Annotated in this window: 29 protein-coding genes; 15 read left to right on the top strand and 14 right to left on the bottom strand. The window is 73.4% G+C overall.

Annotated features, from left to right (window positions below):
- The first annotated feature begins 1 nt into the window (after window position 1).
- Genes J2X60_RS01625 through J2X60_RS01635 form a run of 3 tightly spaced genes read left to right on the top strand, consistent with a single transcriptional unit; the run spans window position 2 to window position 3,329 of the window.
- Window positions 2-1,243, top strand: a complete 1,242-nt coding sequence (locus J2X60_RS01625; RefSeq protein ID WP_309886314.1) for an alanine--glyoxylate aminotransferase family protein — start codon at window positions 2-4, stop codon at window positions 1,241-1,243.
- Window positions 1,240-2,499 carry an allantoate amidohydrolase gene (locus J2X60_RS01630; protein ID WP_309886315.1) on the top strand — a complete coding sequence of 420 codons (1,260 nt, stop codon included), beginning with the start codon at window positions 1,240-1,242 and terminating at the stop codon, window positions 2,497-2,499. Before J2X60_RS01625 ends, J2X60_RS01630 begins: the two co-directional genes overlap by 4 nt.
- Window positions 2,496-3,329, top strand: coding sequence for a MurR/RpiR family transcriptional regulator (locus J2X60_RS01635; protein WP_070418280.1), 834 nt, complete (start codon window positions 2,496-2,498; stop codon window positions 3,327-3,329). Before J2X60_RS01630 ends, J2X60_RS01635 begins: the two co-directional genes overlap by 4 nt.
- On the opposite strand, the gene J2X60_RS01640 is transcribed toward J2X60_RS01635, so the two are convergent.
- Window positions 3,296-3,823, bottom strand: coding sequence for an SRPBCC family protein (locus J2X60_RS01640; RefSeq protein WP_309886316.1), 528 nt, complete (start codon window positions 3,821-3,823; stop codon window positions 3,296-3,298). The genes J2X60_RS01635 and J2X60_RS01640 overlap by 34 nt on opposite strands.
- The gene (locus J2X60_RS01645) at window positions 3,820-4,395 is read right to left on the bottom strand and encodes a GNAT family protein (protein WP_309886317.1); all 576 of its coding nucleotides are present in this window, start codon (window positions 4,393-4,395) and stop codon (window positions 3,820-3,822) included. The genes J2X60_RS01640 and J2X60_RS01645 overlap by 4 nt, the downstream gene beginning before the upstream one ends.
- Before the next feature lie 44 nt (window positions 4,396-4,439).
- On the opposite strand from J2X60_RS01645, the gene J2X60_RS01650 reads away from it, so the two are divergent.
- Window positions 4,440-5,477: a dipeptidase gene (locus tag J2X60_RS01650; protein WP_309886318.1), complete on the top strand. Its 1,038-nt coding sequence runs from the start codon at window positions 4,440-4,442 to the stop codon at window positions 5,475-5,477.
- A gap of 12 nt (window positions 5,478-5,489) precedes the next feature.
- Here the strand turns inward: J2X60_RS01650 and J2X60_RS01655 are convergent, their stop codons facing one another.
- Window positions 5,490-6,161, bottom strand: coding sequence for a DUF899 family protein (locus J2X60_RS01655; protein WP_309780111.1), 672 nt, complete (start codon window positions 6,159-6,161; stop codon window positions 5,490-5,492).
- 194 nt (window positions 6,162-6,355) lie between these two features.
- Between J2X60_RS01655 and cysK the strand changes: the two genes are divergently transcribed.
- Window positions 6,356-7,294, top strand: a complete 939-nt coding sequence (cysK, locus tag J2X60_RS01660) for a cysteine synthase A (RefSeq protein ID WP_071294571.1) — start codon at window positions 6,356-6,358, stop codon at window positions 7,292-7,294.
- Window positions 7,291-7,875: a serine O-acetyltransferase EpsC gene (epsC, locus tag J2X60_RS01665; protein WP_229086908.1), complete on the top strand. Its 585-nt coding sequence runs from the start codon at window positions 7,291-7,293 to the stop codon at window positions 7,873-7,875. The genes cysK and epsC overlap by 4 nt, the downstream gene beginning before the upstream one ends.
- Window positions 7,876-7,884: 9 nt before the next feature.
- Here the strand turns inward: epsC and J2X60_RS01670 are convergent, their stop codons facing one another.
- The gene (locus J2X60_RS01670) at window positions 7,885-8,184 is read right to left on the bottom strand and encodes an excalibur calcium-binding domain-containing protein (protein WP_139201839.1); all 300 of its coding nucleotides are present in this window, start codon (window positions 8,182-8,184) and stop codon (window positions 7,885-7,887) included.
- A gap of 83 nt (window positions 8,185-8,267) precedes the next feature.
- Between J2X60_RS01670 and J2X60_RS01675 the strand changes: the two genes are divergently transcribed.
- A complete protein-coding gene (locus J2X60_RS01675; RefSeq protein WP_309886319.1) occupies window positions 8,268-8,651 on the top strand; it encodes an MmcQ/YjbR family DNA-binding protein in 384 nt (127 codons plus the stop codon).
- 25 nt (window positions 8,652-8,676) lie between these two features.
- Here the strand turns inward: J2X60_RS01675 and J2X60_RS01680 are convergent, their stop codons facing one another.
- On the bottom strand, window positions 8,677-9,342 hold the full coding sequence (locus tag J2X60_RS01680) for an MOSC domain-containing protein (protein ID WP_309886320.1): 666 nt from the start codon (window positions 9,340-9,342) through the stop codon (window positions 8,677-8,679).
- Window positions 9,343-9,438: 96 nt separating this feature from the next.
- Between J2X60_RS01680 and J2X60_RS01685 the strand changes: the two genes are divergently transcribed.
- From J2X60_RS01685 to J2X60_RS01700, 4 genes are read left to right on the top strand one after another with little or no spacing between them, the layout of a single operon-like run.
- Window positions 9,439-9,600 carry a hypothetical protein gene (locus J2X60_RS01685; RefSeq protein WP_175473682.1) on the top strand — a complete coding sequence of 54 codons (162 nt, stop codon included), beginning with the start codon at window positions 9,439-9,441 and terminating at the stop codon, window positions 9,598-9,600.
- Window positions 9,601-9,656: 56 nt separating this feature from the next.
- A complete protein-coding gene (locus J2X60_RS01690) occupies window positions 9,657-10,211 on the top strand; it encodes a sigma-70 family RNA polymerase sigma factor (protein ID WP_309780108.1) in 555 nt (184 codons plus the stop codon).
- A complete protein-coding gene (locus J2X60_RS01695) occupies window positions 10,208-10,840 on the top strand; it encodes a hypothetical protein (RefSeq protein ID WP_309886321.1) in 633 nt (210 codons plus the stop codon). Before J2X60_RS01690 ends, J2X60_RS01695 begins: the two co-directional genes overlap by 4 nt.
- On the top strand, window positions 10,837-11,145 hold the full coding sequence (locus tag J2X60_RS01700) for a hypothetical protein (RefSeq protein ID WP_309780106.1): 309 nt from the start codon (window positions 10,837-10,839) through the stop codon (window positions 11,143-11,145). The genes J2X60_RS01695 and J2X60_RS01700 overlap by 4 nt, the downstream gene beginning before the upstream one ends.
- Window positions 11,146-11,246: 101 nt before the next feature.
- On the opposite strand, the gene J2X60_RS01705 is transcribed toward J2X60_RS01700, so the two are convergent.
- The 8 genes from J2X60_RS01705 to J2X60_RS01740 form a co-directional block, all read right to left on the bottom strand.
- A complete protein-coding gene (locus J2X60_RS01705; protein WP_309886322.1) occupies window positions 11,247-12,395 on the bottom strand; it encodes a low temperature requirement protein A in 1,149 nt (382 codons plus the stop codon).
- A 74-nt stretch (window positions 12,396-12,469) separates the two neighbouring features.
- Window positions 12,470-13,333 carry a phospholipase gene (locus J2X60_RS01710; RefSeq protein WP_229086898.1) on the bottom strand — a complete coding sequence of 288 codons (864 nt, stop codon included), beginning with the start codon at window positions 13,331-13,333 and terminating at the stop codon, window positions 12,470-12,472.
- 284 nt (window positions 13,334-13,617) lie between these two features.
- Window positions 13,618-14,079 carry a MarR family winged helix-turn-helix transcriptional regulator gene (locus tag J2X60_RS01715; protein ID WP_070418288.1) on the bottom strand — a complete coding sequence of 154 codons (462 nt, stop codon included), beginning with the start codon at window positions 14,077-14,079 and terminating at the stop codon, window positions 13,618-13,620.
- A gap of 175 nt (window positions 14,080-14,254) precedes the next feature.
- The gene (locus J2X60_RS01720) at window positions 14,255-14,905 is read right to left on the bottom strand and encodes a GntR family transcriptional regulator (RefSeq protein ID WP_071294568.1); all 651 of its coding nucleotides are present in this window, start codon (window positions 14,903-14,905) and stop codon (window positions 14,255-14,257) included.
- A gap of 108 nt (window positions 14,906-15,013) precedes the next feature.
- Window positions 15,014-15,478 (bottom strand): DUF1810 domain-containing protein, encoded by a 465-nt coding sequence (locus J2X60_RS01725; protein ID WP_309886323.1) that lies wholly within the window; start codon window positions 15,476-15,478, stop codon window positions 15,014-15,016.
- Window positions 15,475-16,320 carry a DUF2071 domain-containing protein gene (locus tag J2X60_RS01730; RefSeq protein WP_309886324.1) on the bottom strand — a complete coding sequence of 282 codons (846 nt, stop codon included), beginning with the start codon at window positions 16,318-16,320 and terminating at the stop codon, window positions 15,475-15,477. The genes J2X60_RS01725 and J2X60_RS01730 overlap by 4 nt, the downstream gene beginning before the upstream one ends.
- Window positions 16,317-16,715, bottom strand: a complete 399-nt coding sequence (locus J2X60_RS01735; RefSeq protein ID WP_071294565.1) for a hypothetical protein — start codon at window positions 16,713-16,715, stop codon at window positions 16,317-16,319. The genes J2X60_RS01730 and J2X60_RS01735 overlap by 4 nt, the downstream gene beginning before the upstream one ends.
- Window positions 16,716-16,779: 64 nt before the next feature.
- The gene (locus J2X60_RS01740; RefSeq protein WP_309886479.1) at window positions 16,780-18,126 is read right to left on the bottom strand and encodes a bifunctional phosphopantothenoylcysteine decarboxylase/phosphopantothenate synthase; all 1,347 of its coding nucleotides are present in this window, start codon (window positions 18,124-18,126) and stop codon (window positions 16,780-16,782) included.
- A gap of 65 nt (window positions 18,127-18,191) precedes the next feature.
- Between J2X60_RS01740 and J2X60_RS01745 the strand changes: the two genes are divergently transcribed.
- Entirely contained in the window at window positions 18,192-18,980 is a 789-nt protein-coding gene (locus J2X60_RS01745; protein WP_309886325.1) for an NRDE family protein, read from the top strand.
- Window positions 18,981-19,081: 101 nt separating this feature from the next.
- Window positions 19,082-19,792, top strand: coding sequence for an SGNH/GDSL hydrolase family protein (locus J2X60_RS01750; protein ID WP_309886326.1), 711 nt, complete (start codon window positions 19,082-19,084; stop codon window positions 19,790-19,792).
- A gap of 48 nt (window positions 19,793-19,840) precedes the next feature.
- Here the strand turns inward: J2X60_RS01750 and J2X60_RS01755 are convergent, their stop codons facing one another.
- Window positions 19,841-20,749: an SDR family oxidoreductase gene (locus J2X60_RS01755; RefSeq protein WP_309886327.1), complete on the bottom strand. Its 909-nt coding sequence runs from the start codon at window positions 20,747-20,749 to the stop codon at window positions 19,841-19,843.
- A gap of 110 nt (window positions 20,750-20,859) precedes the next feature.
- On the opposite strand from J2X60_RS01755, the gene J2X60_RS01760 reads away from it, so the two are divergent.
- Together J2X60_RS01760 and J2X60_RS01765 are read left to right on the top strand one after the other, a co-directional pair.
- The gene (locus tag J2X60_RS01760; protein WP_083295248.1) at window positions 20,860-21,969 is read left to right on the top strand and encodes an LLM class flavin-dependent oxidoreductase; all 1,110 of its coding nucleotides are present in this window, start codon (window positions 20,860-20,862) and stop codon (window positions 21,967-21,969) included.
- Window positions 21,970-22,113: 144 nt separating this feature from the next.
- Window positions 22,114-22,737, top strand: a complete 624-nt coding sequence (locus J2X60_RS01765; RefSeq protein ID WP_309886328.1) for a hypothetical protein — start codon at window positions 22,114-22,116, stop codon at window positions 22,735-22,737.
- The last annotated feature ends 164 nt before the right edge of the window (window positions 22,738-22,901 follow it).

Below are 22,901 nucleotides of genomic sequence, written 5' to 3' on the forward strand. Positions count from 1 at the left end.
CATGCTCCCTGTGAACCCGCCCGCCCGTCTACTCATGGGACCGGGGCCGATCACCGCCGACCCGCGGGTGCTCCGTGCCCTGTCGACACCGCTCGTCGGGCAGTACGACCCGTGGATGACCACCACGATGAACGAGACGCAGGAGCTGTACCGGCGGGTGTTCGGCACCACGAACGAGGCGACCGTCCTCGTCGACGGGACCTCCCGCGCCGGCATCGAGGCGGCGCTCGTGTCCCTGCTCGCCCCGGGGGACCGCGTGCTCGTGCCGGTGTTCGGGCGCTTCGGGCACCTGCTCGCCGAGATCGCCGGGCGTGCCGGGGCCGAGGTCCACACGATCGAGACCGAGTGGGGGCAGGTGTTCACCCCGTCGGCGATCGAGGACGCGATCGCGCAGGTGCGCCCGAAGGTCCTGGCGATCGTGCAGGGCGACACCTCGACCACGATGAACCAGCCGCTCGACGAGCTCGGAGCGATCTGCGAACGGTACGGCGTGCTGTTCTACACCGACGCGACCGCCACCGTCGGGGGCAACCCGCTCGAGGTCGACGCATGGGGCATCGACGCCGTGAGCGCGGGGCTGCAGAAGTGCCTGGGCGGACCGTCCGGCAGCGCGCCGCTCACCGTCTCGCCGCGGGCCGTCGCCGTGCTCGACCAGCGGCGCAGCGTCGAGGCGGGCATCCGCGAACCCGGGGACGAGGTCGCCGACGAACCCATCCGGTCGAACTACCTCGACCTCGCGATGATCCTCGACTACTGGGGCCCGCGACGGCTCAACCACCACACCGAGGCCGCGTCGATGCTCTACGCCGCGAACGAGTGCGCCCGGATCCTGCTGGAGGAGGGCCGCGACGCCGTGGTCGCACGCCACGAGACCGCCGGCCGCGCGATGACCGCCGGGGTGCAGGCACTCGGGCTCGGCGTCTTCGGCGACCTCGGGCACAAGATGCACAACGTCGTCGCGGTCGAGATCCCGTCGGACGTCGTCGGCGACCAGGTCCGTGCCGCGATGCTCGACGACCACGGCATCGAGATCGGCACGTCGTTCGGGCCGCTGCACGGACGGGTCTGGCGGATCGGCACCATGGGCTACAACGCGCGCAAGGACACCGTCGTGACGACCCTCGCCGCGCTCGAGCACGCCCTGCGCCGGGCCGGGCACGCGGTGCCGTCCGGCGGTGGCGTGGACGCGGCGCTCGACGTCTACGCCGGCGCAGGCGTCGTCGCTGCCGGGGTGTCGGCGTGAGCGCGCCGTCCGCGGTCCGGGCCTCCGCGACCGCCACCGCCGACGCGACGCTGATCGCCGGGTGGTGCGACGAACTCGCGACCGTCACCGAGGAGCCCGGCCGGATCACCCGCGTCTACCTCTCGCCGGAGCACGCACGGGTCAACGCGATCGTCGCCGGCTGGATGCGCGACGCCGGCCTCAGCACCTGGCAGGACGCGGCGGGCAACCTGCACGGCCGCGTCGACGGTACGACCCCCGACGCCCCCGTGCTGCTGCTCGGGTCGCACCTCGACACCGTGGTGGACGCCGGCCGGTACGACGGGATCGTCGGGGTCCTCATGGCCATCCGGACGGTGGCGCGGGTGACCGCCGACGGCCCGCTCCCCGTCGCGCTCGAGGTCATCGCGTTCTCCGACGAGGAGGGCACCCGCTTCGGCAAGGCGCTGCTCGGGTCCTCCGCGGTCGCCGGTGTCTGGGACGAGTCCTGGTGGGACCTCGCCGACGGCGACGGGGTCACCCTCCGCGACGCCTTCACCCGCTTCGGGCTCGACCCGTCGCGCGTGCACGAGGCCGCGGTCGAACCGTCGGCGCTCGCCGGCTACCTCGAGGCGCACATCGAGCAGGGGCCGTACCTCGAACAGGCCGGTCAGGCGCTCGGCGTCGTCACGAGCATCGCGAGCGCGCGGCGGTTCACCGTCGAGGCCGTCGGCGAGGCGCGGCACGCCGGCGGCACCCCCTACGACCGACGGCACGACGCCCTGCTCGCCGCCGCAGAGGCCGCCCTCGCCGTCGAACGGATCTGCCGGGCATCGCAGCACGTCGGCACGGTCGGCACCATGACCGTCGAACCCGGCGCGGTGAACGTCGTCCCGGGGCTGGCACGGTTCTCGGTCGACCTGCGCGGGGAGTTCGACGAGGGACGCGACGCCGTGTGGGACGAGATCACGAAGGCGTTCGCGCTCATCGGGGAGCGCCGTGGCGTCAGCGTCGAGCCGACCGAGGTCCACCGTGCGCCGGCGGTGTTCTGCGCACCGCGGCTGATGGACGCCGTCCGGGCGGGCATCGAGTCGACGGGGGAGCCCCGTCCGATCGAGCTGTTCTCCCGCGCGGGACACGACGCCATGTCGCTCGGGCTCGTGACCGACGTCGCGATGCTCTTCCTCCGCAACCCGGACGGCATCAGCCACCACCCCGACGAGTTCGTCTCCACCGAGGACATCGCCCTCGGGCTCGACGCGCTCGCGGTCGCGGTCGGACGGGTGGCCGTAGCGTGAGCACCGCGGGCCCCGACGTCCGGGCGCGCATCGACTCGGTGTGGGAGCAGCTGTCCCCGGCCGAGCGCCGCGTCGCCGCGATGGTGCGCCACGACCCCGAACTCCTGCTCGTCGGGACCTCGGCCGAGCTCGCCGCCGAGTCGGGCACCTCGAAGGCCACGGTCTCCCGGCTCGTCCGGTCGCTCGGCTTCCAGGACGCCGCCGAGGTCCGGCAGAACCTGATGTCGGCGCGGGGCTCCGGCCTGCCGTGGGCCGCCGAGGACGCGGCGCACGTCGACCAGCGCGCCGTCGAGTCGCGCAACCTCGACGCCGCGTTCGCCTCGCTCGCCCGGGCCGACCGTCCCCGTCTCGCCCGTCGGATCGTCCGCGCCCGCCGGGTGCTCGTGGCGGGGGAGCGCGGGGCGTACCCGATCGCCCTCCAACTGCGCGCCCAGCTCGCGCAGGTCCGACCGGACGTCCGCATCGGCCCGGCCCCGGGACAGCGCCTCGGCGAAGAGGTGGCCGACCTCGACCGACGCGACCTCGTCATCATCGTCACGGTGCGCCGGCACGCCGCCGGCATCGGCAAGCTCGTGCGGCACTGCGTCGCCAGCGGCGCGGACGTCGTCGTCCTGGGCGACCCGACCGCGGCGGTCATCGCGGCCCCGGCGGCCACGGCGATCCTCTGCCCGGTGGACTCCCCGTCGGCGTTCGACTCGATGGCGGCGCTGTTCGCCGTCGTCGCCGCGGTCGCGAACGACGTGTACGAGGCATCCGGCCCGGGCGGACGCGCACGGGTGGACGCGGTGGCGCAGGCCTACGACGCGCTGGGGGAGCTCGCCGCGCCCTGACCCGTGCCGTCGCCGCGCTCGTCGTCGCCGGCACCGCCGCGCTCGCCGGCGAGTTCGGCCGCCAGCGAGGCGTTGCGCTCCCGGATCAGCCGCGGCAGGTACCGAGCCAGCGCGAGCCGTTCGGCGACGACCCCGAGCACCCCGAGCGGTGCACGGAACTCGATCTCGTCGACCATCTGCGTGCCGCCGGCCGACGGTTCGAACCGGTGCTCGTGCCGGAACCGGGCGAACGGTCCACGCACCTGTTCGTCGACGAACCGGTGGGGCGCCTCCAGGGCCGTGATCCGACTCGTCATCCGCCACACGATCCCGAAGTGCCGCGCGCGCCACGTGACGGACTCACCGAGCCCGATCGTGCCGGCCGTGGTGCCCGCGACCGCTCGCTCGTCCGTGGCGGCCATGGACCGCTCGTGCGCGCCGATGTCGAGCGACAGCGCGAATGCGCGCTCCGGCGGGGCGGCGAGGTCGGTGACGACCCGGAACGCGACGGTCACGACGTCGGCCAGTCCGGTCGGACGGATCGGTCGTCGTCGCGCAGGACGGCTGCCAGCAGCTGGTCGTGGCGGCGGCCGTGCTGGAGCACCGAGGACCGCTGACGCCCTTCGTACCGCATGCCGAGCCGCTGCGCGACGGCGATAGACGCGAGGTTCTCCGCCATCGCCCGCCACTGCACGCGCGCGAGCCCGAGCCCGTCGGGAGCCGGCGCGAACGCCCACTGCAGCACGCGGTCCGCCGCCTCGGTCACGAAGCCGTGCCCGCGGGCGTCCGGGTGGGTCGCGTACCCGATCTCCGCGCCGCCGCCGGCGAACCCGAAGAGCCCGACGGTACCGAGCAGCCGTGGGTCGTCGGCACGGCGGAGGGCGAACTCGTAGCGGGTGTCCGACGCCCAGCCGTCCTGCACCACGGCCGTGAGCCAGTGGCGGGCCTCGGCGTGACCGTACGGTTCGGGCATCGGGATGAACGCCACCACGTCGGGATCGGTCGCGTAGGCGACGACGTCGTCGGCATCGGTGAGCTCGGGGACCGAGAGGACCAGCCGCTCGGTCCGCAGCGTGACGGGGTCCATGGGGCGAGCCTAGCGACGGCGGTCGTCGCGGTAGCGTCGGTGGCATGACGATCGACGCGCTCCCGTTCCCGGTCATCGACGGACACAACGACCTGCCCTGGGAGCGGCGCGAGACCCACGACTCCGGGGTCGAGGGCATCGACTCCGAGCAGGGGTCCCTGCACACCGACCTGCCGAAGCTCCGTGCCGGCGGGGTGGTCGGGCAGTTCTGGTCGGTGTTCGTCCCCACCGACGTCCCCGATCCCGTCCGCGCGACGCTGCAGCAGGTCGACCTCGCACACCGGATCATCGAGCGGTACCCGGAGTCGCTCACCCTCGCCCGTACCGCGGCCGAGGTCGTCGCGGCCGTCGACGCCGGGCGGACCGCGTCGCTCCTCGGTGCCGAGGGCGGCCACTCGATCGGCGACGACCTGGCGGTGCTCCGCGACCTCGCCCGGCTCGGGGTCCGGTACATGACCCTCACGCACAACGACGACACACCCTGGGCCGACTCGGCCACCGGCTCCCACCCGCACGGCGGGCTGACCGACCGCGGGCGCGAGGTCGTGGCCGAGATGGAGCGGATCGGGATGCTCGTCGACCTGTCGCACACATCGCCGGAGACCATGCGTGACACCCTCGACGTCGCCACGCAGCCGGTGGTGTTCAGCCACTCGTCGACGATCGCGGTGAACGACCACCCGCGGAACGTCCCGGACGACGTGCTCGCCCGCCTGCGCGACAACGGCGGTGTGGTGATGATCACCTTCGTGCCGAAGTTCGTGTCCCGGGCGTGGGCCGAGTGGGAGGACGCCGGTTCGGTGGGGGAGCCCCCGCTCGTCACGGTGTCGGACGTGGCGGACCACGTCGAGCACGCGCGCGAGGTGGTCGGTGCGGCGCACATCGGGCTCGGCGGCGACTACGACGGGACGCCCGTGCTGCCGCCGGACCTGCGGGACGTGTCGCGGTACCCGGTGCTGGCGGCGGAACTGCAGCGTCGTGGCTGGGGCCCGGAGGACCTGCGTGCCCTGGCCGGGGGCAACGTGCTGCGGGTGCTCGCGGCGACGGACGAGCGGTTCGCGCGGACGGCGCACGTGCGCTGACCGGCGGCCCGGTCAGCCGTAGGTGGGGTACTGCGGCCAGCCCTCGGGACTGTCCTCCCAGTCCTGCTGCCGCCCGTACACCGTGCGGTCCATGATGTGCGGCACCGGCAGGATCGCCTCCGTCCCGCGCGCACCGGTCGCGTAGGTCAGGTACGGCACACCGTCGCGCAGCAGGTAGTACGAGTACCCGGGCACCGGGCCGTCCCAGTCGTCGCTGTGCACGGTCCAGCCCCAGTCGTCGTGGTAGCTCGTCGCGCCGGACGACACCCACGTGTGCGGCCACCCGTGCTGCTGCCGCCAGGCCTCGAGCCGCTCGATCGGCCCCTCGGAGACCATCGCGAACGCGATCCCCTCGTCGTCGAGCCGGCCCATGTCGGCGGGCAGGTTGTCGACGGCCCACGTGCAGCTCGGGCAGCCGGCGTCCCAGTCCCGTCCGTACATGACGTTCTGCACGAGGAGCAGGTACTTCCCGGCGAACAGCTCCGTCAGTCGCAGGGGACCGTCGGGACCCGTGAACTCGTAGTCGTCGACGCGGACCATCGGGAGCCGTCGCCGCGCGGCCGAGACGCGGTCGCCGTGGCGGGTGAGTTCCTTCTCGTCGCGCACCTGCGCGGCGAGCGCCGTGTCGAACGCTGCGCGGTCGACGACCGGTGGCGTGGCGTCGGGTTGCTGCTCCTTGGACATGGCGACCTCCTCGTCGTTGCGGCGCACGGTACGCGCGTCCCGGTCGCGGCGTGACGGACGGGAGGCGCGGCGAGCGCCCGGTGCGCAGCACGCGTCACGAGGCAGCACCATCCGGGGTCGGATCGCTAGGATCGCAGCGCACGCCGTGCCTCCAGGGCGGAGGCACGCGACCTGACCCGAAGAGGACGGTACCGATGAGCGGCACGATCCACGACAACATCTCGCAGGCGTTCGGGAACACGCCGCTGGTCCGGCTGAACCGCCTCCCGAAGGAGGGGGGCGCCGAGGTCCTGGCGAAGCTCGAGTTCTACAACCCGGGTGCGAGCGTGAAGGACCGGCTCGGCGTCGCGATCATCGACGCTGCCGAGGAGTCCGGCGAGCTGCAGGCCGGCGGGACGATCGTCGAGGGGTCCTCCGGCAACACGGGCATCGCGCTCGCACTGGTCGGTGCGGCTCGCGGGTACCGGGTCGTCATCACGATGCCCGAGACGATGAGCGTCGAGCGTCGTGCCCTCATCCGCGCCTACGGTGCCGAGATCGTCCTCACCCCTGGGCCGGAGGGCATGAAGGGCGCGGTGTCGAAGGCGGAGCAGATCGTCGCCGAGACGCCCGGCGCGATCCTGGCCCACCAGTTCGAGACGCCGGCGAACGCGGCCATCCACCGGAAGACGACGGCGGAGGAGATCCTCCGCGACACCGAGGAGCACGTCGACGTGTTCGTCGCGGGCGTCGGTACGGGCGGCACGATCACCGGTGTCGGCCAGGTCCTCAAGGAGCGCGTGCCCGGTGTGCAGATCGTCGCGGTCGAGCCGAAGGACTCGCCGCTGCTGACCGAGGGCAAGGCGGGTCCGCACAAGATCCAGGGCATCGGCGCGAACTTCATCCCCGAGGTCCTCGACCAGTCCGTCATCGACGAGGTGTTCGACGTCGAGCTGGACGACGCGCTCCGGGTCGCCCGCGACCTCGGCACGCAGGAGGGCATCCTCGCGGGCATCTCGTCCGGCGCGATCATCCACGCCGCGATCGAGATCGCCGCGCGTCCGGAGAACGCGGGCAAGCGGGTCGTCGCGATCGTGTGCGACACCGGTGAGCGCTACCTGTCGACGGTCCTCTTCGAGGGACTCACTGCGTGAGTCGTCCCGCCCGACGAGGCGTGCTGCGGACCGTCCGGGAGGACCTGGCCGCAGCACGCCGCGGTGACCCCGCGTCCCGTGGCGACCTCGAGAACGCGATCGTCTACTCGGGGCTGCACGCCGTCTGGACCCACCGACTGACGCACCGGCTCTGGATCGCCGAGGGGTTGCCGGGGTCGCGGTTCGCTGCCCGGGTCCTCGCGCAGGTCGCCCGGTCGGTCACCGGCATCGAGATCCACCCCGGTGCCCGCATCGGCCGCCGGTTCTTCATCGACCACGGCATGGGGGTCGTCATCGGGGAGACCGCTGTGGTCGGCGACGACGTCGTGCTCTTCCACGGGGTGACCCTCGGCGGCCGCGGGGGCGACCACGGGCCCGGAGCTCGTCGGCACCCGGCGGTCGGGGACCGCGTCGTGCTCGGTGCCGGGTCGTCGCTCATCGGCGCGATCACGGTCGGCGCGGACTCCGTCGTCGGCGCGAACACGGTGGTGACGAAGGACGTCCCACCGGGGTCGGTCGTGACGGGTGTCGCCGGGACGGCGCGCCCGCGCTCGGGACACGAGGGCGTCCCGCCCCTCTGACCAGTCGGGTCAGCTCTTCTCGCAGGCGATCCCGTCGCCGTCGGCGTCCATCTTCTTGTTCGCCGCGTACAGCGCGTCGTCCTTCTTCACCGTGCCCTTGAGCGCCCGGTACGTGACCTTGCCCTTCGAGGTGACGCGGTTCTTCGTGACGGACTTCTTCGCGATCCCGCCCGAGTACACCTTCTGCACGGCGGTGCAGTTCTTGTAGACGGTCGGGGCGGCCTGCGCGGTCGAGGCGCCTCCGACGACGGCGGTGGCGGCGAGCACGGCGGTGGCGGCGGCGATGCTGAGGGTTCGGGTGATGTGCACGGCCTGAGGATAGTTCGGAACCGGGGTCCGCACGCACCCCAGAACGAGGTGCACCGTCGGCGGTCCGGTGCATGCTGGAGCACATGGACGGCGAGACGCTGCACGAGGTCGCGATCCGCACCGCGATGGCCCTGCCCGCGGTGGCGGAGACCCAGCCCTTCGGCGACGGCGCGTTCGTCTACAAGGTCGTCGGCAAGATGTTCGTGATGACCTCCGAGCTCCGTGGCGTGCCGATCGTGAACCTCAAGTGCGCGCCGCCCCACGGTGCCGCCCTGGTGCGCGACCACGCCGAGATCACCCCGGGCTGGCACATGAACAAGCAGCACTGGATCACGCTGTCACCCGGGGACGGCATCGACGAGACCCTGGTCGAGGACCTCGTCGGCAACGCCTACGACCTCGTCGTCGCGAAGCTGCCGCAGGCGAAGCGCCCGATCGACCCCGTGCGCCGGACGCAGCCGGACTGACCACGGCCCGGCGGAGCGCCCGCACTCAGGCGGTCGCGCGCGCCAGGACCTTCGACACGTCCCGGACGACCTTCGGCGCGAGCCCGCCCGTCCCCGGGCCGCCGGGACCCGTCCCGCGCCCCGACGACAGCACGGCCCGCGCCTGCTCGGGCGTCAGGCCCGCGAAGAGCTGGCCGATCGTGACGCCGTGGTCCGGTCGGTGGGTGACGACGACCGGGTCGCCGGCGGACACGGGCCCGGACCGCACCACGCGGAGGTAGGCGCCGGGGCGGCCCTCCTCCGTGAACCGCTTGACCCACTTGTCCACCCGCATCCGGCGGGCGAAGGTGCCGCAGGGGATCCGCGGGATCGTGACCTCGAGCTCGAGGGTCTCACCGATCCGCCAGCGTTCCCCCGTCACGGCCCCGGTGACGTCGACGCCCGTCGTGCGCAGGTTCTCGCCGAACAACCCCGGCGGGACGTCCCGGTCGAGCAGGTCCGCGAAGTACGTCGCGTCCTCGTCCGCGTAGGCGTACACCGCCTGGTCCTCGCCGCCGTGGTGCTTCCGGTCCGCCTGCACGTCGGCGTACAGCCCGAGCGGACGGACCCGGACGGGGCCGTCGACGGGGCGCTTGTCGATCGCGGTGACCCCGATGGTGCCGGAGTCGGGCAGCAGGCGGTCGACGCGGCAGACGGCGGTGACGAGGGACATGCCCCCAGCCTGCCGCAGAACCCGCGCACGCAGAAGTGTGACGATCCGGCTGTTCGTTCCGTCCCATCGGTGAGCACCCCGATGGAGGACCCCGTCATGACCGACACCGCACCCGCAGCACACCTCGCGACCACCGCGCTCGTCCGCGTCGGGCACGAGCACGTCCTGGCGCAGGCACGCGTCCGGTCGCTGTCCGCGCGGCCCGTCGGCCCGATGAAGGTCCGCCGCACGCACGGACACCCGGCCCACACGGCCTAGCGGCACGACGGCACCGCACTCAGGAACCCCCGACCCCACACCAGTAGAAGGAAAGCGTGCACCACCAGCCCCTCACCGACCTCGACGACGCCGTCCTCGCTGGTCGATCGTCCGACGGCGACGTCCGGGCGTTCGAGGTCCTCATCCGGCGCCACACCCCCCTGCTCCGTGCCTACGCGCGCCGGACCCTCGGCTCGACCGACGAACTCGACGACGTCGTGCAGGAGACGTTCATCACCGCCTGGAACCAGCTCGACACGCTCCAGGACGGCGCCCGGGTCAAGGCGTGGCTCATGCGCATCCTCAGCCGGAAGTGCATCGACCGCATCCGGGCCCGGCGGTTCCACGACGACGTCACCGAGCTCGAGGTCGAGGCACCGGCGGACGACGCACCCGAACGCGTCGCCGAGGCCCGCTCCCGCGAGGAAGCGGTCGAGACGGCGCTCGCGGAACTGCCCGAGGCGCAGCGCCGCACGTGGGTGATGAAGGAAGTGCTCGAGTACTCGTACGAGGCCATCGCGGAGGAACTGGACCTCCCGCCCTCGACCGTCCGGGGACTGCTGTCCCGGGCGCGAAAGAACATGATCCGTCTCATGGAGGGATGGCGATGACCGAACCCGATCCCGTCCGGCTCGACTCCCTCGAACCCGACGACCTCGACGGCCACACGATCGACGAGCTGGCCGACTACCTCGACGCCGGCATGCAGCCGGCCGACCCGAGCATCGACCACTCTGCCGCGTGCCAGAACGCCCTGGCCGCCATCGTGCGGCTCCGGCAGTCCTCGCTCGGCTCGCTCGAGGCCGCTGCCGAACAGGAAGCACCCGCCGACGAGTCGTGGATCAGCGGCGTGCTCGCGAACATCTCGCTCGAGGCACGCGCCGGCCGTGACGTCCCGCTCCGCCCGGCGGCGCCCACCGAACGCCCGGTGATGACCGAGGGCGCCATCCGCTCGCTCGTCCGGACCGCCGGCGACGCGGTGCCCGACGCCCTCATCGCACGGTGCACGCTCGAGGGCGACGTCACCGAGCTCGGTGCCCCGGTGCGCATCGTCGTCGAGATCGCCGTCCGCGTCGGGTCGACGATCCAGCGCGTGGCGTCGGACATCCGCGAGACCGTCGCCGAGGTCCTCGCGACCGAGACCGACCTGCTCGTCGAGTCCGTGGACGTCGTGGTGCGCGACCTGCTGCCACCGTCCGACGACGAGCCGGACCCCGACGCCGAGGAGGAACGAGCATGAGCAGCCACGACGAGACCTTCGCCGCGATCGAGGCAGCGGTCGTCGCGGTCCCCGGGGTCGCGGAGCTCTACCGGGCACGCCCGACGCTCGGCAGCGCGGTCGGTGCCGCCAAGAACCTCGCGACCCGCACCGCGGTCGCGCGCGTGGTGCTCGACGACGACGTCCTCCGCATCGTGATCGGGACCGACGGTTCCGTCCCGGCACCCGAGACGGCACGCGCGGCGCACCTCGCGGCGCTCGCCGCAGCGACCGAGCACGGCCTGCCGCTCAGCCGGGTCGACGTGCGGATCGCGCGCGTCGGCTGACGCACCCGCCTGCGGTTCGGGAGGGACGTCGCGGGCCCGCACCGCGCCTCCCGTCCGTCAGCCGGTCACCGTCACGGGCCCCGCTCACGTCCGCCCGCGGGTCACGGTCGTCGGTCGGCGACCTCCAGCACGACGACCACGGCGGCGACGAGCAGTGCCGTCGCCACGAGGGACACCGACGGCACGGCGATGCTCGCGAGCCCCGCGAGCGCGAGCGCCACGACGACGACGTTCCAGCCGAGGCTGAGGGACGGCCGGAGCGCCAGCGCCCAGATCGACAGCACGAACAACGCGACCGGCACGGCGATCGTGGCGGCGACGGTCGCGTGCGACAGGTCGGCCTCGCCCGCGTCGGCGCTCACCGCGACCTCGATCCCCGCAGGGAGCGCACCGGCGGCGGCGAAGACGAGGTAGTGACCGTAGCCGAACAGGAGCGCGGTCGGCAGGGACCGGATGTGGTCGTGCTGCTCGCGGGAGAAGTAGATCCACCACAGTCCGGCGACGATCACGAGCCCGCACGCCGCCAGCACGAGGAGCGACCCGAGGTGGTCGGCGTGCGCGATGCCGTCGATGACCGCGTTCGCCGAGGCCACGAGCCCCTCGCCGAGGACGATCAGCGTGAAGAGGGAGTACCGCTCCGCGATGTGCCGGGTGTGCCACGGGGTGGTCTGCGTGCCGGCCTCGGCGAACGGCGGGACGAGGACCTCGAGCAGGATGAGCACCGGGATCACACCCCACGAGACGCCGTCCGGCAGCAGGAGCGCGAGCACCCAGAGCACCTGCACGACGACGATGCCGCCGGCGTACCGGAGTGCGGTCCGCCGGTACTCCGACGACGACGCGACGACCCGGAGCCACTGCCCGACGAGGGCGAGCCGCATGATGACGTAGCCGAGCACGACGACCGTGGTCGACCCCTCGACCATCGCGGCGTGCACCCCGGCGGCGAGCACGAGCACCCCCGCCATCTGCACGAAGGTCATCACGCGGTAGAGCCAGTCGTCGGTGTCGAACGAGGTGGCGAACCAGGTGAAGTTGATCCACGCCCACCAGATCGCGAAGAAGACGAAGGCGTACGCGAGGACGGCCGACGAGACGTGCCCCTCGACCTCGATCTCGTGCAGGTTCGTCGCGGCGAACCCGACGGCGACCACGAAGACGAGGTCGAAGAGGAGCTCGAGGGGGCTGGCGGCGCGGTGTCCCTCGGTGGGGTCGCGGGGTGCCATGCGGCGGAGTCCGATGGTGGTCACCTGCGTATGCCTACACGATGAACGACCCCGGGTGCAGGACCCGGGGTCGTTCATCGTGCGTGCCTGGCGTCGGCTCAGTAGAAGTTCGACGCCTGCGAGTGCGACCACGCGGCGCACGGGGTGCCGTACGCGTCGCTGATGTACTGCAGGCCCCAGGTGATCTGGGTGGTCGCGTTCGTCCGCCAGTCGGACGCGATCGTGGCCATCTTCGACCCGGGGAGCGCCTGCGGGATGCCGGTCGCGCCGCCGTTCGCGTTGACGGCCTGGTAGTTCCAGCCGGACTCCTTGGTCCACAGGTTGTCGAGGCACTGGAACTGGTCGGAACCCCAGCCGTACTTCGACGAGGCGAGCGAGCTCGCGGTCGCCTTGGCGCCCTCGACCGTGTTGGCGGCGGCCTGCTTGCGCGCGGCCTCGGCGGCTGCTGCCCGTTCGGCCGCGGCGCGCTTCGCTGCGGCGGCCGCGGCGGCCTTCGCGTCGGCGTCCTGCTTGTCCTGCGCGGCGCTGGCGTCCGCGACCGCCGTCGTGGCGTCGACCGTCGAGGAAATCCTCGAGGTCAGCGCCGCGCCGGAGAGCTTCCGGTAGTCGTCGAGCGCGTCGATGCGGCGCTCGAGGACGCCGGTGTCGGTCTTCTCGTTCGCCGAGTCGGCGATCGTCTCAGCCGTGGCGATGGTCGCCGCGGCCTGGGCCCGGTCGAGCGCGGTCCCGGCGAGTGCCGGTGCCGCGGTCGCACTGGCGGTCGGCATGCCGAGGGCCTCGCCGATCGCGGGCTGCGTGCCGACGGTGGCGATGCCTCCGGCGACGGCGAGGACTGCGGCCCCGCCCACGATGAGCGTGGTGGGGCGGCGGAGCGCGCGGCGGAGGCGCCGGTTGGGGGAGTTCAGGGCCTCACGTCGGGTCGAGGCGGTGGTGGTCGGGAGGTCGGTGTTGCGTCCTGTCATCGATTCCGGTGGTCGGCCGGCTCGTGGTGCGTGACTCGTGACGCTGCACGCGGGGTGGGGGAGCGCGCAGGGGTGCGGATGAACGAGACGTCCGTCGTCAGGAGTTCGCGAGCCGGGGGAGGACCGGACGGTGGTGTGGGGCCCGTCCGTCCGCCGACGGGCGACCGTGGGGTGGCCGCCGCTGGGCGAAGCCGCCACGATGACCGGTGTTGCTGGGTGCACCGTCCAGTTTGTCTGGCAGAACCGTCCGTCTACCCGTTGGTAACGGTTCGGTAACGGCCCGATCAGGCCCGGGAGGTGTGAGCTTCCTGGGTGCGCTCGCCCTGTGCGACGCGTTCGAGGGCGTCGAGCGCGGCGGCGATGGCGTCGACGTCGGTGTCGGGCAGTTCGGCGATGAGCTCGGCGACGATGCCGGTGCGGGTGGAACGGGCTCGCTCGACCGCTGCGATGCCCTCGGGGGTGGCCGTCACCATGAACGCCCGACCGTCTCGGGGGTCCGCCTCGCGCTCGATGAACCCGCGCTGCTCGAGCTCGGTCAGGATGCGGGTCATCGTCGGCTTCGTGACGACCTCGATCCGCGACAGGTCGCCCGGGCGCAGGGGTCCCTCGCGCTGGATCGTCGCCAGCGCCGAGACGATGCCGTACCCGAGCGAGGCCGAGTCCGTGCGGGCCCGCCGGTTGATCCGGCCGACCGCCGCGGCGAGGCGCGCGGCGATCTCGGTACGGTCCGGCTGGCGGTGGCTCATACGGTGCTCCGGGTCGCTCGACGGGGTGGTCGGGGCGATGCTACCGGCTCGTCGAACGGTGTGACTGGGAGCGTCGCGCGGGTCGCCGTGGTGTCGCCGACCGCCGTGGCGGACGGAGCACGCCCGCCTCGCGAGGGCGAGACGGGCGTGTTCCTGTACGGGCGCTCAGGTGGGGTCAGCGCTTCTCGCCGGGGAGCAGGTGGATCGCCTCGGTCGCGAGCTCCGCCTCGATGTTGTCCCCGGACGCGGTGGCCTCACGCAGACGGCGGAAGTCGGCCGTCATCTGGTCCCAGTCGACGAGTTCGTCGAGGTTCGGGAGCCGCAGTCGGAACGCGAGGCCGTCCATGGTGTCCCGGCAGACGCGCTGGAGGTTCTCGTTGCCGCACTCCTCGACGTAGCGGGCGAACACGGCGAGGGCGTCACGGTTCACCGCGGCGACGTCGTGCGACTCGTAGTCCGCGATGGTGGCGTCGAGCTGGGCGAGGATCTTCTTCTTCGCGCTCGCACCGAGGCGCGGCACCGCCAGCCGCACGACCCCGCCGAACAGGACGCCCAGGGTCTGCAGCGCCTCGACCACCTCGGTCGGGTCCGGCGTGGTGACCCGCGTGTAGCGGTTCGGCGCCATCTCGATCAGGCCGGCGCGTGCGAGCTGGCTCAGTGCTTCGCGGATCGGGGTGCGGGAGACACCGAGCCAGGCGATGAGCTCGTCGTCGTTGAGCCGCTCGCCGGGCTCGAGCGTGCCGTCCATGATCGCGGCGTGGATCTTGAGCCGGACGGTGTCGCGGAGCAGCTGGTGCTCGGTCGGTGCACTGCTGGGGACCGGCATGCGGGTTCCTCCGGGATCGTGGCGTCGGCGGGCGTCCCACCGGTCGGTGCGGACGCACGGTTCACCGTACCTGATATGTGAACGGTGTCCCTGTCGGCTCGGAGCGTGTCAGTCGTGAGGGTGGAGCAGCCGGAGGGTCACCGGGTCCTCGGTGCCGTCGTACCAGCGGTCGAGGACGGCCCGGAACGGCTCCGGGTCGGCGGCGGCCGCGGCGAACAGGGTCATGGACGACCGGAGCTTCAGCGCGTCGATGCCCCCGAGCAGGTCGTCGGCGGTCCGGGCCGGGGCGGACTCCGCCGCACGGGTCGCCTCGAGCAGCCGCGGGCCGAGGACGGGGTGGTCGAGGTACGCCCGGGTCTCGTCGAGGCCGTCGAGTGCGTACCGCTGCGCGGTGGGCGAGCGGCCGAGCCCGGCGAGCTGGGGGAACACGAACCACATCCAGTGCGACGACTTCCGGCCACGCCGCAGCTCGGCGAGCGCGGTGTCGTGCACACCCTGCTGCGCGCGGACGAACCGGTCGAGGTCGAACCGGTCCGTGCCGTCCTGGTCGGTGTCGTGCGGATCGACGCTCACCGGACCACGTCCCCCCAGGCGTAGCGGACGGTCGTGCCGTCCACGACGAGCAGCGAGTCGGGTTCGCGGTCGAGGAGCCCGGGCATCCCGACGGCGTCGGGCAGGTCGCCGCCGAGCCGCTCGAGCCGTGCCGACCGGATCGTCAGCGGCGGGTGCTGGCGCTGCCAGAACAGCGTCTGCGCGAGGTGCCGGGCGTGGATGCCCTGTCGGGTGGTGAGGTCCGTCGCCAGCCGGTCGTCGACGACGTCACCGGCCACGACCCGGACGGTGGCGTCGTGGCGGGGTCGCACCGCGCCTCCTGGCCCACCCGTGCTGCCCGGCCAGACCGGACCGCCGGGCCACGCCGCGCCGGACCCGGTGCCGCCCCGGCGTCCGCGGAGCCAGCGGACCGGGTGGAGGGAGCGTGCCGGGTGCCGCACCGACCGGTAGGACAGCGTGTCCCCACGACGTCGCGCCCGCGCGTGCGCGAACGTGTACGGCACCCCGAGCAGGGCATGCGCCGCCACGATCGCGGGCACGTTCGCGGTGTCGACCGTGCGGTAGGCGACCCCGCGGCGACCGCGGTCGTCGACGGTGAGCACCTCGATCGTCACCTCGGTCATCGAGCCGAGGCGTCCCGACGGCGGGAACGGCGGCACCCGGGTCTCGCGGAAGACGTACGCCGTCAGACCGGCCCACGCGCTCCCGTCGACGACGTCGGGGCGGGTGCCGCGCGGCACCAGACGCGCGAGCGACTCGGGGTCGTGGCGCCAGTGCGCGAAGACGACGTCCTCCCAGGCGTGCACCGTCACCGGTCGGTGCAGCAGGGGGACCGCGGCTCGGTCCCGCGCGGGCTCGGTCACCGTCGTGGCGCGTGCCGGCCGACGCGCACGGCCCAGGCGACGAGGGGTGCCTGCAGGGGCAGGCGGAGCACCGACACGAGCCGCATCGCCCGCGTCGACCGCGGGCTGTCGAGCAGGTCGTTCGCCATCTTCACGTTCGCGGGGAAGACGGCGAGGAACAGCGCGGCGGCAGCCCAGCCCGCGGCACGACGGGTGGCCGGGATCGCCAGGCCGGTCGCGATGCCGAGCTCGGCGGCGCCGGACGCCAGGGTGGTCAGGCGCGGCGGGAGGGCGTCCGGGACGATCCGGTCGTAGCCCCTCGGCCGCAGGAAGTGGGTGACGCCGGCCCCGCCCAGCACGACGGCGAGGAGGGTGGCGGTCCGGGTGGCGCGTCGTGCGCGCTCGCGTCGTCGCATGCGTCCATGGTGCCCGCGGCGCGCTCGGGACGCACGGAGAGTCCCCAGGTCGGCTCAGCTCGGCTCAGGTCAGTGCGGTCGCGACGAGGTCGAGGACGACCGTCGCGACATCGGCCTTGCTGCCGGAGGCCTCGCGGACCACCTCGCCGCCGGGGACGAGCACCTCGACGGCGTTCTCCTCGCGTTCGAACCCCGCGGACCAGCCGACGTGGTTCACGACGAGCATGTCCGCCGGCTTGCGGGCGATCTTGGCGCGGCCGAGCTCGATGCGCGCGGCACGGTCGGGTTCGGTCTCCGCCGCGAAGCCGACGATGATCTGGCCGGTCCGGCGGGACGCGACGAGGTCGGCGAGGACGTCGGGGTTCCGCACCAGCTCCAGCGTCATGGTGTCGCCCTGCGCCTCCTTCTTGAGCTTGTCAGCACGCACCTCGGCGGGCCGGTAGTCGGCCACGGCCGCGGTCATCACGACGACGTCGGCATCGGCTGCTGCGGCGTGGACGGCGTCGGCGAGCTCCAGGGCGGAACCGACCGGCACGACGGTCGCGTCGAGTCCGGCGGTCAGCGACGCGTCCACGTTCGCGCTGACGAGCGTCACGGCCGCGCCGCGTCGGGCCGCGTCGGCGGCGATCGCGACGCCCTGACGACCGCTCGAACGGTTGCCGACGAACCGGACCGGGTCGAAGGGCTCGCGCGTGCCGCCGGCGCTCACGACGACGCGGACGCCGGCGAGGTCGCCGAGCTCACCGCGGGCGCCGGTGGTCCCCGCCTTCTCGGCGGCGGCTGCGGTCGGCGGGAAGGCGGTGTCGGTCGGGGGGCGCGGGTCGTCCCCGTCGCCACGACCCGCGTCCGTCGGGTGGTCCGCGCCGGTCCGGCCGGCCGGTGCCGGGTCGTCCAGCACCGCCAGGGCGCCGGCGACGATGTCCTCGGGCTCCGCCATCCGGCCGATCCCCGCGTCGTCGCCCGTCAGGGCCCCGACCACCGGGCCGACGAACCGGACGCCGCGCTCCCGCAGGGTCTCGACGTTCGCCCGGGTCGCCGGGTGCTCCCACATCTGCGGGTGCATCGCGGGAGCAACGACGACGGGCGCCTCGGTCGCGAGCAGCGTCGTGCCGAGCAGGTCCCCGGCGAGCCCCGCGGTCATCCGGGCGAGCGCGTCCGCGGTGGCGGGGGCGACGACCACGAGGTCCGCCCGGCGTCCGAGCGAGACGTGGCGCACCTCGGCGACGTCCTCGAACACGCTCGTGGTGACGGGGTTGCGGCTGAGCGCCTCGAGGGTCGGCAGCCCGACGAAGCGGAGCGCGCCCTCGGTCGGGACGACGTGCACGTCGTGTCCCCGCTTGACGAGGTCGCGCACCACGCCGACGGCCTTGTACGCGGCGATGCCCCCGGTGATCCCGACGACGACGGTCAGACGGCGCTCTGCTGCTGCGTTCACACCGGTCACGCTACCCGGCACGTCGTGCGAGGATCGATCCCATGTGCACCGTCGTCGTCCGCGTCGACCCCGGGTCCGAGTGGCCCGTCACGATGCTCGCCATGCGCGACGAGTCGCCGGAGCGGCCGTGGGACCCGCCGGCAGCCTGGTGGCCCGAGCGCGACCCGTCGATCCGCGGCGTCCGCGACCGTTGGGCGGGCGGGGCGTGGCTCGCGGCGTCGGACGGTGCCGGGCTCGCGGTCGTGCTCAACCGGGGCGAACCGGTGCCGAGCGACGACGGCACGTGGACCACCCGCGGGGTCGTCCCGCTCGACGCGGTCACCGGGGAGCTCCCGGGCCACGACGGCACCCTGCCCACGACGCGCGCGTTCAACCTCGTGCGGGCGACGGCCGACGGCGCCGAGGTCACGACGTGGGACGGCACCGAGGTCCGGACGACCGCGCTCGGCCCCGGCGTGCACATGGTCACGCACGGCGAACCGGACGACCCCGCGGCGCCGCGCATCGGGCGGTGGCTCGACGCCTTCCGTGCCGTCGACGCTCCGGTCGGGCCGCCGGTGCTCGGCCCCTTCGACGAGCTGCGGGCGGCCGACGCCGGTGCCGACGCCGGCGACGGGTGGGGCGGCTGGTTCGGACTGCTCGCCGAGTCGGCGTCGCTGCCGGCGGACGAACCGGACGCGATCCTCCGGGACGCGCACGAGCCGGACGGGCACTTCGCGACGCTGTCGATCGTCGCCGCGGCGGTCGCCCCCGGACGTACCGTCCTGCAGCACGCGCGGCTGACCGAACCGGGCCGGTTGGACGGTTCGGTCGAGCTGCACCGCGCCTGAGCGCGGTCCTCGCAGAGCCGAACCGCGCCGCACCGCGCCTGAGCGCACCCGCAGCGCGCACCCGCGGCCGGGCATGGCCGGAGCGCGTACCTTCACCGTTCGTGACCACCGCAACCCGGAGCGTGCTCGCCGTCCTCACGGCGGTCGTCGTGGCCGTCTCCCTCGGGGCGTGCGCCTCGAACCCGCCGGCCGCTGCCGACGCGACGCCCCACCCGACGGCGACGACCCGCCCCTGGGACGACGCCGCGGGTGTCGGCGTGGTGGTCGTCGGCGACTCGATCAGCGGCGGGCACGGCCTCACCACCGCCGAGGCGTGGCCGGCCATCGTCGCGGACGCCCAGGGCTGGTCGCTCACGAACCTGTCGTGCGACGGTGCCGGTGTGGCTGCCCTCGGCGACGACGACGACTGCGCGAGCGACTACGCGACCATCGTCGGGCGCGCGGTCGACCTCAGACCCGAGGTCGTCCTCGTGCAGGCGAGCTCGAACGACCTCGGACTCGACACCGCCGAGGTCCGGAGCGCCACCGACCAGGTCGTCGACGAGGTGCACCGTCGGCTGCCGCACGCGCGGCTCATCGGCCTCAGTGCCATCTGGAACCAGGACGCCCCGCCCGCGCAGCTCGTGTCCATCTCGGGGGCGCTCCGGCACGCCCTCGCCCGCGAGGGCGGCACCTACGTCGACATCGGCGAGCCGCTGCGGGGGCACCCGACGTGGATGCAGTCCGACGACGTGCACCCGACCGTGCGCGGACAGCGGGCCATCGCGGCGGCGGTGACGGCCGCGTTCGAACGCGACCACGTGCGGTTCTGACGGCGGACGGGCGGGGATGAGGCGCGCCTCCTGGACCGTCCGGCCGACTCAGACGGGCGGGGTGGTCCCGGTGAGGTCCTCGGCGACCGCCCAGAGGGAACGCGCCAGGTCGGCCTTCCGTGCCGAACCGGGGATCGTCACGGTCGTGGTCGGCCCGACGAGCCCGAACGGCCCCGACGGTCCGTAGTACGCCCCGCCGACCGCGTTCGGCCCGACCGCGGCGTACAGCAGCGGCTCGGAGCCCTGCTCGACGTCCTGCGTGAAGGGCAGTGCGCGGTTCGAGGACCGGACGGGCTTCGACCGACCGAGCGACCGCCCCGCCGACTGCAGGTTCGTCCGGGTGTAACCGGGGTGCGCGGCGGTGCTCACGAGCGGCCAGTCGAGCTCGACCGACAGCCGGTGCAGGTGCAGCGCCAGCAGCAGGTCGGCGAGCTTCGACTGCGCGTACGCCCGCCAGCCGTTGTAGCCGCGCTCCCACTGCAGGTCGTCGAAGCGGATCCGGCCGGGGATCGCCGCGAGGCTCGACATCGTGGCGACCCGGGCGTCCGGCGAGCGCAGCAGCGTCGGGAGCAGCAGGTTCGTCAGGGCGAACGGGCCGAGGAAGTTCGTGCCGAACTGCAGCTCGAAGCCGTCGACCGTCTCGAACCGCTTCGGCGGCGCCATCACCCCGGCGTTGTTGACGAGGACATCGAGCGTCCGGTCGTCCGCGGCGATGCCCGCGGCGAACCGGCGCACGCTCGCGAGGTCGGCGAGGTCGAGCTCCCGCACCTCGACGTCGGCGCCGGGGTGCGCGGCACGGATGTCGGCTGCGGCCTGGTCGCCCTTCGCGGTCGTGCGGACGGCGAGGACGACGGACGCGCCGGCTGCGGCGAGGCGGGTGGCGGTCTCCTTGCCGGTTCCGCTGTTCGCGCCGGTGACGACGATGCGGCGGCCGGTCTGGTCGGGGATCTGCGGCATGGGCGTGACCGTACTCCGCCGGGGGTGCGGATCCGGTGCGAGGGTGCTAGATTGATGCGAACGCATGAACATGCAGATGCATGGACGTGCGGTCGGGAGGACAGGACACCATGAGCAACGCATTCGGCACCGACCGCCCCTCGGACGTGCCACCGCCCGCACCCGAACGGATCGGCCCCGTCCAGCTCGGCCTCGACACCTTCGGCGACGTCACCGAGCTGCCCGACGGCAGCGTCAAGTCGGACGCCCAGAGCATCCGCGACGTCGTCGACCAGGCAGTCCTCGCCGACCAGGTCGGCCTCGACTTCATCGGCGTCGGCGAGCACCACCGCGCCGACTTCATCGTGAGCGCCCCCGAGGTCGTCCTCGCCGCGATCGCCGCCCGTACCTCCTCGATCCGGATCGGGTCCGCCGTCACCGTGCTCTCGTCCGACGACCCGGTGCGGGTGTACGAGCGCTTCGCCACCGTCGACGCGATCTCCGACGGCCGTGCCGAGGTCATCCTCGGCCGCGGGTCCTTCACCGAGTCCTTCCCGCTCTTCGGGTACGAGCTCTCCGACTACGAGGTCCTCTTCGAGGAGAAGCTCCAGCTCTGGGCGGCCCTCCGCGGCGGCGACGCGGTCACCTGGTCCGGCACGAAGCGCGCCTCGCTCGTCGACCAGGACGTCTACCCGAAGCTCGAGCACGGTCCCATCCCGACGTGGATCGGCGTCGGCGGGTCCCCGCAGTCCGTCATCCGTGCGGCGTCGTACGGTCTGCCGCTGTTCCTCGCGATCATCGGCGGACAGCCCGCGCAGTTCGCGCCGTTCTCGCGCCTGTACCGCCAGGCGCTCACGCAGCTCGACCTGCCGCAGCAGCCGATCGCGATGCACTCGCCCGGGTTCGTCGCCGCCACCGACGAAGAGGCGGCCGAGCGCTACTGGCCGTACCACAAGGCCGTCACCGACCAGCTCGGTCGGGAGCGCGGCTGGCCGCCCCTGGACGTCGCCGGCTACCGTGCCGGGCTGTCCGCGGGCGGGTCGCTCTACGTCGGGTCGCCGGAGACGGTCGCCCGGAAGATCGCGCGGAACATGCGGATCCTCGGCGTCTCGCGGTTCGACATGCGGTACGCGACGGGGCGTCTGCCGCACGAGGACATGATGCGGTCGATCGAGCTCTACGGCACGCAGGTCGCGCCGCGGGTGCGCGAGCTGCTCGCGGCGCCGGTGCCGGTCGCGTAGGCGCCGGGTCGACCGCGGCGGGTCGGCCGCGGCCGCGGCGGCGCGGCCGGGTCGGCCGGGTCCGTCCGGGTCCGTCCGGCGGGCCTGGAGGCGCGGCTCGGCCCGTCCGCGCCGCTCACGGGGTCGCCGGGTACGGTCCAGGGCATGTCGTCACGCCCCGCTGCACTCGAACGTCGATTCCGTGGTCGGATCATGGGCGTCGGCACGACCTCGGGCATCCGCATCGTGGTCGGCATGTGGGAGCGCTCGCCGTTCGGTTCCTTCACGGACGTCTTCCTCGAGCTGCCGGACGGCTCGTCGGTGCTCCTCGCACCCGACGAGATCGTGGCCGCGTACGTCTCCGGGACCTACCGGTTCGACACGGTGTCGGTCGTCGACGTCTCGGCTCGCCGGACCGCCAGGGGACTCGAGCTGTCGGCGGGCGCCCTCGAGGCCTCCATCGACGTCGGCACGATCTCCCCGCTGGGGAGGGTGCTCCGCATCGTCCCCGAGCAGATCGCCCGCGACCCCCGGTGGCTCGCCGCGATCGACCCGGTCGCACGGCTCGTCGCTCCCGGGTCGGGGACCGCGGGGTCGGCGGGCAACGGGCGTCGCGAGTACTACGGCGTGACCGGGGCACACGACGTCACGGGCGTGCGGGGGACCTGGGCGGGGGAGTCGCTCGGGTCGTTGGCGCCGCTCGACCCGCCGGTGGCGTTCGGGTTCGCCTCGATGCCGCGGATCCCGCAGGTCGTCGACGTCGAGACGACCATCCGCGAGCCGGTCTGAGGCGCGGCGGGCGTCCGGGCGGGCGGGCGGTCGGGGCGAGCCGGAACGACATCGTCGCCGTCGTACGACGTCGGTGTTGTCGCTCCGTGCGGGCGCAACAGTTGCACGCGCGCGGCGGCGACATCGTCGAGGTCGTACGACATCGGTGTTGTCGCACACTCCCG

It is taken from the genome of Curtobacterium sp. 320, assembly GCF_031455235.1.
Taxonomy (GTDB): Bacteria; Actinomycetota; Actinomycetes; order Actinomycetales; family Microbacteriaceae; genus Curtobacterium.